Genomic DNA, 11,738 nt, shown 5'->3' with positions numbered 1-11,738 from the left:
GATTCCTGGTCGCAGTGTGGCCCGAAACCGAGCGCCCCGAAACCTGCATGCCTGCCCTTTTGCCCAAAATGACGCCTTGTCCATCTTGTCGACAGGTGATCTCTTTCGGGCGGATCCTGTTCTTGCCCGCTCTGCGTAGGAGATCGACAACATGCTTGCCCATCAGGTCGCGGTGCTCGCCGGTCTCACTGCCCTTGTCATGGTGAGTCCGGGGCCGGACATGGTCATCGTGCTGCGCAACACGCTTGCCGGCGGGCGTCGTGGCGGCCTGATGACGGCGCTCGGGGTTCTCGCGGGAAATCTGGTGCACATCGGCTATTGCGCGGTCGGCATCGGGCTGCTGATCTCGCGCAGCATTGTCGCCTTCTCGGTGCTGAAATACCTGGCCGCCGCCTATCTGGTCTATCTCGGCATCATGAGCCTGCGCTCGGCCGGCGGGAGAATTTCCCTCGACGCGTCGGCGGAGACGGCAAAGGCGCGTCGGCGCACGTTCTTCGTGCAAGGCTTCTTCAACAACATCCTCAACCCCAAGGGCACGCTCTTCTACCTCGGCGTCTTCACCATGGTGATCACGCCGCAGACCTCGGGCGCGGGCATGCTGGCGCTGGTGGCGACCACGGTTTGCGTCAGCGCGCTGTTCTGGCTGGTCTTTGTCTTCACGCTCGACACGCGGCCGGTGCGCCGGTCCATCGAGGGGGCGCAGGCAGGCGTGTCACGCCTGCTCGGCGGCGTACTCATCCTGCTCGGCCTGCGCATCGCCGTGATGGACCGCTGAGGGCGGGCGAGGCCGCTTCAGCTTTCGCGAAGCGGCAGGGCGACCGTCTGTTTCACCGTGCTGACGACGATGCGTGACTGCACGTCGGAGACCATGGCGTTGTCGAGCAGCTTCAGCCGCAGGAAATCGTCATAAGCCTTTATGTCGCTGGTCACGACCTTGATCAGGTAGTCGACGGCGCCGGTGATGCGCTCGCAGATCACCACCTCCGGCCAGCGGTCGACCAGCTTGTCGAAGGTTTCCATGTTCTCCCGGCTCGGCACCGCCAGCTTGACGAAGGCATAGGCGACGAAGCCGAGGCCCACGGCCTCGCGGTCGACCACGGCGACCGTCTGGCGAATGATGCCGCTTTCCTTGAGCTTCTTGATCCGCCGCCAGCAGGGCGTCTGGCTCATGCCGGCCTCGCGCGCGATTTCGGCAATCGACAGCGAGGCGTCCCGTTGCAGGATCTTGAGCACGCGAATGTCGGACGGATCGAGGAGATATTTTTCGCTCATCCGGCTCTTGTACGGAATTTTACTGCGATTTCCAGAGTTTTGTGAGGGCGGATAGCACAGAATTTGACCGTAAGCCGGAGGATATTGGGTGGCCGCGATAAGCGGGCGCACGGCACCAGAGGGCCGTTGAAGCCCGGGCGGAAGAGGAGCCGTCGCCATGAATGCCATCACCCGTGCCATTTCGCTGGGAAACACGCCCATTTCGCTCGACGACAAGTATGTCGCCACGCAGGGGCATGTCTATCTCTCCGGCATCCAGGCGCTCGTGCGCCTGACGCTCGACCGCCGCCGGCTCGACCGGGAGGCGGGGCTCGACACCGCCGGCTTCGTCTCCGGCTATCGCGGTTCGCCGCTCGCCGGCTACGACACCGAGTTGGTGCGGGCGAAACGTCATCTTGCCGCCGCCGACATCGTCTTCCAGCCAGGCGTCAACGAGGAACTCGGCGCGACCGCGGTCTGGGGCTCGCAGAAGGTCGCCCTGCATGGCAGGGGCACCGACCGCGACGGCGTCTTTGGCATCTGGTACGGCAAGGCGCCGGGCGTCGACCGCGCCGGCGACGTGCTGCGCCAGGCCAATGCCAGCGGCACGGCCGCGCATGGCGGCGTGCTGGCGCTGGCCGGCGACGATCATCTCGCCAAGTCGTCGATCCTGCCCGCCCAGTCCGAATTCTTCTTCGCCCATGCGGAGATGCCGGTGCTCAATCCCTCCGACATCCAGGAAGTGCTCGACTATGGCCTGCACGGGCTGGAGTTGTCGCGGTTCTCGGGCCTGTGGACGGGCATGATCTGCCTGGCCGACACGATGGATGCCTCCGCCACCATTTCCGTCGATCCGGCCCGGCTCTCCTTCGAGCGGCCGATGGAGCGGGATCCGCGACGCCATGCGGACCTCAACCGGGGGCTGCTGCTGGCCAACCGGCTCGAGACCGAGCGGCTGCTGCGCGATGTGCGCCTTCCCGCCGCCCGGGCCTATGTGCGGGCGAACGGTCTTGACCGGGTGGCCTTCGGCTCCGGGCGTCCGCGTGTCGGCCTCGTCGCCACAGGCAAGGCCTATCGCGACCTGCGCCAGGCGCTCGAGCTCATCGGCATCGACGAGGCGCGTGCGCGCGACATCGGCCTTGCCATCTACAAGGTCGCCATGCCCTGGCCGCTGGAGCCGATCGGCGTTTCCGGCTTCGCGCGCGGACTGGAGCGGCTGCTCGTCGTCGAGCACAAGCGCGGGTTCATCGAGCCGCAGATCAAGGAGCTGGCCTACGCCTGGCCGGAGCATGCGCGCCCGGCGATCTGGGGCAAGAGCGCACCGGAGGGCGGTCCCTTCCTCTCCGACGTTCTGGAGCTTTCCGTCGCCGAGATCGTGCCGGCGCTGCTCGCCTTCCTGCCCGAGGCGGTGGTCACGGCGGAAATGCGGGCCGTGGCGGAGCGCATGAACCGGCAGGCGATGTGGGCGCAGGGCCACGCGGAGCGGGCCGCGCGGGTGCCCTATTTCTGCTCGGGCTGCCCGCATTCCTCCTCCACCGTGGTGCCCGAGGGCGCGCGTTCGCTCCCCGGCATCGGCTGCCATGCCATGACCGAGATCCCGGGGCGGACAACGGACGGGCAGATCGCCATGGGCGGCGAGGGGGTGCTCTGGGTCGGCCAGGCGCCCTTCGCCCGGGATACCCACGTCTTCGCCAACATTGGCGATGGAACCTATTTCCACTCTGGGATCCTGGCGATCCGCCAGGCGATCTCGGCGAAAGTGCCGATCACCTACAAGATTCTCTACAATGATGCGGTCGCGATGACCGGCGGGCAGCCGGTCGACGGCATTCTCACCGTGCCACAGCTCACCCGCCAACTCGAGGCGGAGGGCGCGGAGCGCGTCGTTGTCGTCAGCGAGCGGCCGGACGCCTATCTCGGCCGCCACGATCTTGCGCCGGGCGTCGATGTCTACCACCGCGACCGGTTGATGGAGGTGCAGGAGGAGCTGCGCCAGGTGAAGGGCGTCACCATCCTCATCTACGACCAGACCTGCGCGGCGGAGAAACGTCGGCGGCGCAAGAAGGGCGGCTACCCCGACCCCGACATCAGGCTCTTCGTCAACGACCGTGTCTGCGAGGGCTGCGGTGATTGCTCGGTGCAGTCGAACTGCCTTTCGGTCGAGCCGCTGGCGACGCCCTTCGGCGAGAAGCGGCGGATCAACCAGTCGTCCTGCAACAAGGATTTCTCCTGCGTGAAGGGCTTCTGCCCCTCCTTCGTCGAGATCGAGGGGGCGGAGCTTGCCCGCATGGAAGTCACCGGCCTCGACATCGACGGGCTCTCGGAGGCTCTGCCGGCGGCGGTGATCGCTCCGCTGGAGACCACGGTGAACCTGCTCATCGCCGGCATCGGCGGGGCGGGAGTGACGACGACGGCTGCGGTGATCGCCATGGCGGCCCATGTCGACGGCAAGCAGGCCTCGACGCTCGACATGACGGGCCTTGCTCAGAAGGGCGGGCCGGTCACCTCGCATGTGCGCTTCTCGACGCGCGCGCGCGCCATCGAGGGGCCACGCGTTCCCGCCGCCGGCCTCGACGTGCTGCTTGCCTCCGACATGGTGGTGGCCACCAATGCCGAGCAGCTGGCCTTGATCGACCGGGAGAAGACGGCGTGTTTCGCCAATGCGCGTGTCGCGCCGACGGCGGAATTCGTCATGCGCCAGACGCTTTCCTTCGACGAGACGCGCATGCGCCAGACGCTGGCCGAGGCCTGTCCGCTGTACGCCGGCCACGATATCGCCGGCCTCGCCGAGGCGGTGCTGGGCGATGCCATCTTCGCCAACATGATGCTGGTCGGCATGGCGCACCAGGCGGGCCGCCTGCCGCTGTCGACGGCCGCGCTGGAGACCGCGATCACGCTCAACGGCGCGGCGGTCGCGCGCAACATCAAGGCATTTCGCGCCGGGCGGGTGCTCTTCGCGACGCCGGAGGCGATCCTTTCGGCGCTGCCGGGAGGCCGGGAGCCGGCATCCGGCGCGCAGATGGATCTCGACGCCCGCATCGCCTTTCTGGAGAGCGAGCTTGCGGCCTATCAGGACACGGCCTATGCGCAGCGCTTCTCCACCGCGGTGGCGCGTGTCCGGCAGGCCGACGAGGCGCGCGGCAACGGCGCTCTCAGGCTCACCCGAACGGCGGCCGACATGCTCTTCCGGGTCATGGCCTACAAGGATGAATACGAGGTGGCGCGGCTCTACACGCTGCCCGGGTTCGGCGAGAAGCTCGCCGCCCAGTTCGCCGATCCGAAGAAGGTGAGGGTGATGCTCGCCCCGCCGCTGCTGGCGCGTTCGCTCGACGCGAAGACGGGCAGGCCGAGGAAGATCGCCTTCGGGCCGTGGATCTTCACCGCCTTCCGCCTGCTCGCGCGCATGAAGCGGCTGCGCGGCACGGCGCTCGACATCTTCGGGAAGACGGCCGAGCGGCGTGGCGAGCGGGCGCTGGTTGCAAGCTATCTCGCCGATCTGGAGCGGGTCGTTTCCTCGCTCGGGCGGGCCGACTACGGTCTGCTGGTCGAGATCGCGCGGGTGCCGGACCTTGTGCGCGGCTTCGGGCCGGTGAAGGAGGCGAACATGGCGAAGGCGGCGGCGAAGCGCGCGACGCTCCTTGCCCGTCTGGATGCGCCGGACGCGGGCGCATCCGGTCTCGAGGCTGCCGAATAGGCGGACCGGCAATCGCCGCCCTCAGTTCACCGCGACGACGGGCGTGTTGACGCGGACACGGGCGAACAGGTCGGCGATGTCCTCGTTCTTCATGCGGATGCAGCCATAGGAGACGGCGCGGCCGATGGAGCCGGGCCGGTTGGTGCCATGGATGGCGTATTCGCCGCCGGCCAGCGTCATGGCGGCCGCGCCCATCGGGTTGTTCGGCGCGCCGCCCTCGATGCGGGCGGGAAGGTGCGGCAGGTCGCGCCAGACCGTTGCCGGCGGCGACCAGGCCGGACGCACGTATTTGCCGGACACATAGGTGCGGCCGGTCCAGACCTTGCCGGTCTTGCCGACGGCGACGCGGTAGCGCAGCGCCGTTCCGTCCCGCTGGACGAGATAGAGGCGCTTTTCTCCGTTCTTCACAAGGATCGTGCCCGCCTGGAAGCGGGTATCGGAAAAGCGAACGAGCTCCGGCGCGGCGAACGCGCGGCTGCTCCAGAATGCCAGCCCGATCGCCAGATAGATGGCGACCATTCCCCAGACCACTTTCTGCATGTCGGTACTCCCGTCAATGCTTAACGAGGAGTTTACGACATCGCAGAGAGCGACTGAATGCACCTTCGTGACAATCGCCTGTTAAGGTTACGATTCGCGCGCGCTTGACCTTGATGAAAGTGTTTCTGTCAAGAAAAACCCCGCCCGGTCGCCCGGGCGGGGTGTGCGGCGGACCGGGGTCCGCTGCGACGGGAGCCTGTCGCGGCTCAGTTCAGGTAGTCGTACTTGCCGTCTTTCCACTCGTAGAAGACATAGCCCGGCAGGGTCACGTCGCCCTTGTCGTCGAAGGAGAGCTGGCCGAGAACGGTCGTGAACTCGCCGTCGTTGAGCTTCTCGATGACGGCGTCGAAGTCCGTCGAACCGGCGGCCTTGACGGAGTCGGCCCACGCCTGGATCGCGGCGTAGGTGTAGAGCGAGTAGCCCTCGGCGGTGCGGCCTGCGGCCTCAAGCGCCTTGACGACCGGTGCGGCGTCCGGGTTCTTGCGCGGATCCGGCGAGAAGGTCATGAGCGTGCCGGCGCCGGCGTCGCCGGTGATCGACCAGTACTCGTCGGTGACCAGCGCGTCGCCGGAAACGAGGATGGTGTCCATGCCCTGCTCGGCCATCTGGCGCTTGATCAGGCCGGCCTCGGAGTGATAGCCGCCGACGTAGAGCACGTTGATGCCCTCGGACTTCAGCTTGGTCACCAGCGCAGTGTAGTCCTTCTCGCCCGCCGTGTAGGCTTCGTAGAGGGTCTCCTGCTTGCCCGCCTCGTTCATGTACTTCTTGGTCTCGTCGGCGAGACCCTTACCGTAGGCCGACTTGTCGTGGATGATGGCGATCTTCTTGTCGCCGAAGTTCTTGGCGAGGAAGGCGCCGGCCACCTGGCCCTGCTGGTCGTCGCGGCCGCAGGTACGGAACACGCCCGGCCCCGGACGCTCATCGGTGAACTTCGGGTTGGTCGAGGCGGGAGAGATCTGGATGATGCCCTCTTCCGAATAGACCTGGCTGGCCGGGATCGAGGAGCCCGAGCAGAAGTGACCGGCGACGAAGACGACGCCCTTGCCGACGAACTGGTTGGCAACGGCCACGGCCTGCTTGGGATCGCAGGCGTCGTCGCCGACCTCGAGGACGAGCTTCTCGCCATTGATGCCGCCGGCCGCGTTGATGTCCTCGACCGCCTGCTCGGCACCCGCCTTCATCTGCTGGCCGAAGGATGCGTACTGGCCTGTCATCGGACCGGCCGTGGCGATCACGATGTCGGCCATGGCCGCGGTCGACAGGCCCATGCCGACAACCGTTGCCACACTCGCCATAAGAAGCTTTTTCATTGACTGTTCTCCCCTTGCTCCAGATGCAAAACCGAACCCGGACCGGGCCGGCGCTGGACCACTCTGGCTTGCGGGATTTTCACCCGCGCCGGCACCCCGTGGATGGCGGCTTGTACCGAAACACTATCGGCTTCTCAGACAAAGTCGAGCGTTTCGGAACCCTTGCGGACGCAACGGAAAATCGCGTCCGCCAGCCCCGTTTTCACGAGGTGATCGTATCGTCGGCACCCGGCTTCACGCGCCAGCTAAAGGGGCTGGTCTTTTCGTAGAGCCACCGGTACTGCCGCGTCATCTGCTCGGTGCGGGTCAGCCGCCAGCTGGCAAGGCCGACCGCGAGCAGATAGACGAAGGCAACCAGCCAGTGCGAGACGGACAGAAGGCCGCCGTGGTTGAGCGCGTAATTGAGGAAACGCACGCCCAGCGACAGCAGGAAAAGAAACCAGACAAGCACATAGAGCGGACGCCAAGTCAGCGCGCAGGCGCGCCCCGTGGCCCAGGCGGCGGTGCCGCCCAGGCAAAGCGTCAGCACGATGAAGCCGGTCAGGCTCGAGTCGTAAAGGTAACCCATGTCAGGCTCTCCCCAGTGCCCGGGGTCGCGGCCGTGCCGCTTGCCCGGGAGCACCCCGACGGGAGCCGGATTGCCGGCGCTCCGCGGAGATTTCCGAATGCGGCCGCGCGCTTCGCCTTGCCGAAAGGGCAGGGGCGGGCGCGGCCGGCGGCCTCAATGGCGTCCGCCCTCGAGATAGGCGGCCTTGACGTCGTCGCGCGCCAGCAGCTCCTTGCCCGTTCCGGCCATGGTGATGGCCCCGTTGACCAGAACATAGCCACGGTGGGCGAGCTTGAGCGCGTGATAGGCGTTCTGCTCGACAAGGAAGACCGTCAGCCCGTCCGAGCGGTTGAGCTCGGCGATGGCGTCGAAGATCTGCTTGACGACCAGTGGCGCGAGCCCCAGCGAGGGCTCGTCGAGCAGAAGCAGCCGCGGCCGGCCCATCAGGGCGCGGGCGATGGCCAGCATCTGCTGTTCGCCGCCCGACAGCGTTCCGCCGCGCTGCTCGCGCCGCTCCTTGAGCCTCGGGAACAGGCTGAAGACCTTCTCCAGATCCGCATCGAAATGCGTCGGATCGGCCACCGCCGCCCCCATCTGCAGGTTCTCCATTACCGACATGCGCGGGAAGATCCGCCGCCCTTCGGGCGACTGCGCGATGTCCATGCGCATGATCTCGTGGGTCGGCATGCGGGTGATGTCGAGATCCTTGTAGAGGATCTGGCCCGTGGTGGCCTGCGGCGCGCCGCAGACGGTCATCATCAGGGTCGACTTGCCGGCGCCATTTGCGCCGATGATCGTCACGATCTCTCCCTCGAACACGTCGAGGTCGACGCCGCGCAGGGCGACGATCTTGCCATAGTGGGTCTCGACGCCGCGGACCCGCAAAAGCGGTTTCTGCACGCTCACAGGCCCACCTCCTCTTCGACCAGTTCGACTTCGTCGTCGGCGACGCCGAGATAGGCCGCGATCACCTTGGGATCGTTCTTCACTTCGTCCGGCGTGCCGTCGGAGATCTTTTCACCGTAGTCGAGCACGATGACGTGGTCGGAGATTTCCATCACCACCGACATGTCATGCTCGATGAGCAGAACGGAAGTTGCGTGCTCGTCGCGGATGAAGTGCAGCAGCGTGTTGAGCTCGCTGCTCTCGCGCGGGTTCAGGCCGGCCGCCGGCTCGTCGAGGCACAGGAGTTCCGGGCTTGTGCACATGGCGCGAGCAATCTCCAGCCGGCGCTGGTCGCCGTAGGGAAGATCGGCCGCCGGGGCGTCGGCACGCGGCAGCAGCTCGGTCCGTTCGAGCCAGTAGCGGGCCCGGTCCATCGCCTCGCGCTCGGCGCTGCGGAAGCCCTTCAGCCCCAGCAGGCCGCCGACCGTGTAGCCGGAGGCGACCATCAGTTCGTTGTGCTGGGCGACCATCAGGTTTTCCAGAAGCGTCATGCCGCCGAACAGGCGGATGTTCTGGAAGGTGCGCGCCACGCCCGCCTTCGCCGAGATCTGGAAGTCGGGCATGCGCTCGAGCAGGAAAACGTCGCCGCCCTTGCGCCGCATCGAGATCCGCCCCTCGGTCGGCTTGTAGAAGCCGGTCGCGCAGTTGAAGACCGTGGTCTTGCCGGCGCCGTTGGGGCCGATCAGGGCGGTGATGTCGCCCCGGCCGACGTTGAAGGAGAGGTCGTTGACGGCCACCAGGCCGCCGAAGCGCATCGTCAGATGGTCGATGCGCAGGACCGGATCGTCGTTCCAGTGGGTCATCCGTGGCCCTCCTGAACCATATCGGCGGATATGCCCTTGGCCTTGCCCCGGTCGAGTGCGACCGAGGGTGTGCGGGTCGAGATCAGGCCGCGCGGCTTCCACACCATGATGACCACCATGAGCAGGCCGAACACCAGCATCCGGTACTCCTCGAACTGCCGGAAGAACTCGAAGCCGCCGATCATCACCACCGCGGCGATGACGACGCCGATCTGCGAGCCGAGCCCGCCGAGCACGACGATGGCCAGGATCACGGCGGACTCGATGAAGGTGAAGCTCTCGGGTGAGATGAAGCCCTGCCTGGTCGCGAAGAACGAACCGGCGAAGCCACCGAACATGGCGCCCAGCGCGAAGGCGGTGAGCTTGGTGTTCGTCGTGTTGATGCCGAGCGCGCGACAGGCGATCTCGTCCTCGCGCAGCGCTTCCCAGGCCCGACCCACCGGCAGCTTGCGCAGCCGCATGGTGACGAAGTTGGTCGCCAGCGCCATCAGCAGGATCAGGTAGTAGAGGAAGATGATGCGGTGGATGGAGCTGTAGTCGAGCCCGAAGAAGGCGGCGAACCCGCCCTCGCCGCGCTCGAACTCGAGCCCGAAGAAGGACGGCCGGGGAATGCCGGAGATGCCGTCAGGCCCGCCGGTGAACTCGTACCAGTTGAGCAGCACCACGCGGATGATCTCGCCGAAGGCCAGCGTCACGATGGCGAGATAGTCGCCCCTGAGCCGCAGCACCGGGAAGCCGAGGATGATGCCCCAGAAGGCGGCGAGAATGCCGGCCAGCGGCAGACACACCCAGAACGAGAAGCCGAAGTAATGCGCCAGCAGCGCGTAGGAATAGGCGCCCACCGCGTAGAAGGCGACATACCCCAGGTCGAGCAGGCCGGCGAGGCCGACGACGATGTTGAGGCCCCAGCCGAGCATCACGTAGGTCGTCACCAGGATGGCGAGATCGAGATATTGCCGTGAGCCGCGCGTGCCCAGGAAGTACATGAGCAGAAAGGGCAGCACGACCGCCAGCAGGAACAGCAGCGGGGCGACCAGATGCGAGACGGAGGACATCGCCCCCGGCTTCGGCTTGAGCGCAGACAGCATGCCGGTGAGCGGGCGCTCGCTCTTCCAGACGAAGAGGTTGAGCAGGAGCCGTCCGACGAAGACGACAAGAACGGCGATGGCCACGGTGCTCCAGCGGTATTCGATCTGCAGGCCGCCGACGTCGATCTTGGTGCGCATTCCGATCAGCAGGCCGAACAGGCCGAGCGCGATCAGGCCTCCCACGGCCGCATCCTTCAGGGACGCGCCGAGGAGATCATCTTTCCGGGTTGCCATCGGCTCAAACCTTCTCGACTTCGGGCCGTCCGAGCAGACCTTCAGGCATGAAGATCAGCACGATGGCGAGGATGGAGAACGCCGCGACGTCCTTGTACTCGAGCGAGAAATAGCCGGACCAGAAGGTCTCGATCAGCCCGATCAGCAAGCCGCCAAGCATGGCGCCGGGAAGCGAGCCGATGCCGCCGAGAACCGCTGCGGTGAAGGCTTTCACGCCGGCGAGGAAGCCGATGTAGAAGTCGATGACGCCGTAGTAGAGCAGGAACATCAGACCGGCGACGGCGGCCAGCGAGGCGCCCATCACGAAGGTCAGCGAGATCGTCCTGTCGACGTTGACGCCAAGCAGCGAGGCCATCTTGCGGTCCTGCTCGCAGGCGCGCTGGGCGCGGCCGAGCGAGGTCTTGTTGATCAGCAGCGTGAAGCCGACCATCAGCAGGAAGGTGGTGACCACGATCAGGACCTGCATGTAGCTGGCCTGGACGACGAAGGAGCCGTCGGTGGTCGAGGTTTCCCAGAGCTGGAAGTTGCCCGAGATCAGCGGCTGCAGGGGCTTGTTGCGCGCCCCTTGCGCGATCTGGACGAAGTTCTGGAGCGCGATCGAGGCGCCGATCGCGGTGATCAGCGGCGCCAGGCGAAAGGACCCGCGCAGCGGGCGGTAGGCGATCCGCTCAACCGTCCAGCCCCAGACCGCGGTCAGCGCCATGGCGATGACCAGCACCAGAACCAGCGCCAGGATGAGAAGCAGAAGCGGCGTTGCCGCAGTGATGCCGAGGGCGATGACCAGGATCAGCGCGATGAAGGCGCCGACCATGAAGATATCGCCATGGGCAAAATTGATCATGCCGATGATGCCGTAGACCATCGTATAGCCAATGGCGATGAGGCCGTAGATCGACCCCAGCGTGACGCCATTGATCAACTGCTGGAAGAAATAGTCCATTGCCCTGTGTTCCCCTCATGAACCGGAGGCTTTTGCCTTTCTCGGTCCCGCATGCGTCGAAGAATTCTCAACGACGAATGAAATCCGTTTTTATCAAGACGCTCAAGGGGAGACAATTCCCCTCGTTTGCCACCTGCCAGAAAAGAACATCTTTCCCGTTGGGCGGCTGGATCGAACATTTCATCCTCGCCGGGTGGCGACGGCGAGGATGGTCCGCCTGACGTGGCACACCTCGCGCTGTTCCGCAGGGTCGCCGACACGTCGACCTGCGCAAGCCTTGCCGGCCGGATGAGTTTCGAAAGATCGGCCCCCGCCGACTCCTCCTCCTGCTTGCAAAATATCTCTATGACGAAAAAAGTCACAGCAGAACGGCTGGGACAATTGAA

10 protein-coding genes are annotated in these 11,738 nt (G+C 66.0%); 2 read left to right on the top strand and 8 right to left on the bottom strand.

The window, feature by feature from the left end:
• Positions 1-151: 151 nt before the first annotated feature.
• A complete protein-coding gene (locus ACN0WF_RS00500) occupies positions 152-775 on the top strand; it encodes a LysE family transporter (protein ID WP_417770803.1) in 624 nt (207 codons plus the stop codon).
• Positions 776-792: 17 nt separating this feature from the next.
• Here ACN0WF_RS00500 and ACN0WF_RS00495 read toward each other — a convergent pair whose 3' ends face one another.
• Positions 793-1,272, bottom strand: a complete 480-nt coding sequence (locus ACN0WF_RS00495; protein WP_417770802.1) for an Lrp/AsnC family transcriptional regulator — start codon at positions 1,270-1,272, stop codon at positions 793-795.
• 157 nt (positions 1,273-1,429) lie between these two features.
• On the opposite strand from ACN0WF_RS00495, the gene ACN0WF_RS00490 reads away from it, so the two are divergent.
• Positions 1,430-4,945: an indolepyruvate ferredoxin oxidoreductase family protein gene (locus ACN0WF_RS00490; RefSeq protein WP_417770801.1), complete on the top strand. Its 3,516-nt coding sequence runs from the start codon at positions 1,430-1,432 to the stop codon at positions 4,943-4,945.
• Positions 4,946-4,966: 21 nt separating this feature from the next.
• Here ACN0WF_RS00490 and ACN0WF_RS00485 read toward each other — a convergent pair whose 3' ends face one another.
• From ACN0WF_RS00485 to ACN0WF_RS00455, 7 genes are all read right to left on the bottom strand, one after another.
• On the bottom strand, positions 4,967-5,464 hold the full coding sequence (locus tag ACN0WF_RS00485) for a L,D-transpeptidase (protein WP_417771203.1): 498 nt from the start codon (positions 5,462-5,464) through the stop codon (positions 4,967-4,969).
• Between the two features lie 227 nt (positions 5,465-5,691).
• Positions 5,692-6,795, bottom strand: a complete 1,104-nt coding sequence (locus tag ACN0WF_RS00480) for a branched-chain amino acid ABC transporter substrate-binding protein (RefSeq protein ID WP_417770800.1) — start codon at positions 6,793-6,795, stop codon at positions 5,692-5,694.
• Between the two features lie 202 nt (positions 6,796-6,997).
• Entirely contained in the window at positions 6,998-7,363 is a 366-nt protein-coding gene (locus ACN0WF_RS00475) for a DUF6867 family protein (protein WP_417770799.1), read from the bottom strand.
• 153 nt (positions 7,364-7,516) lie between these two features.
• Complete coding sequence (locus ACN0WF_RS00470) at positions 7,517-8,248, bottom strand: ABC transporter ATP-binding protein (RefSeq protein WP_417770798.1); 732 nt, start codon at positions 8,246-8,248, stop codon at positions 7,517-7,519.
• On the bottom strand, positions 8,245-9,090 hold the full coding sequence (locus tag ACN0WF_RS00465) for an ABC transporter ATP-binding protein (protein ID WP_417770797.1): 846 nt from the start codon (positions 9,088-9,090) through the stop codon (positions 8,245-8,247). Before ACN0WF_RS00465 ends, ACN0WF_RS00470 begins: the two co-directional genes overlap by 4 nt.
• Complete coding sequence (livM, locus tag ACN0WF_RS00460) at positions 9,087-10,412, bottom strand: high-affinity branched-chain amino acid ABC transporter permease LivM (protein WP_417770796.1); 1,326 nt, start codon at positions 10,410-10,412, stop codon at positions 9,087-9,089. Before livM ends, ACN0WF_RS00465 begins: the two co-directional genes overlap by 4 nt.
• Before the next feature lie 4 nt (positions 10,413-10,416).
• Positions 10,417-11,352 carry an ABC transporter permease subunit gene (locus ACN0WF_RS00455; protein ID WP_417770795.1) on the bottom strand — a complete coding sequence of 312 codons (936 nt, stop codon included), beginning with the start codon at positions 11,350-11,352 and terminating at the stop codon, positions 10,417-10,419.
• Positions 11,353-11,738 lie beyond the last annotated feature (386 nt).

The sequence above is a fragment of the Stappia sp. genome (assembly GCF_048268045.1).
GTDB lineage: Bacteria > Pseudomonadota > Alphaproteobacteria > Rhizobiales > Stappiaceae > Stappia.
Note: the sequence above shows the minus strand (reverse complement) of the source record. Positions and strands in the feature narration are given on the sequence as shown.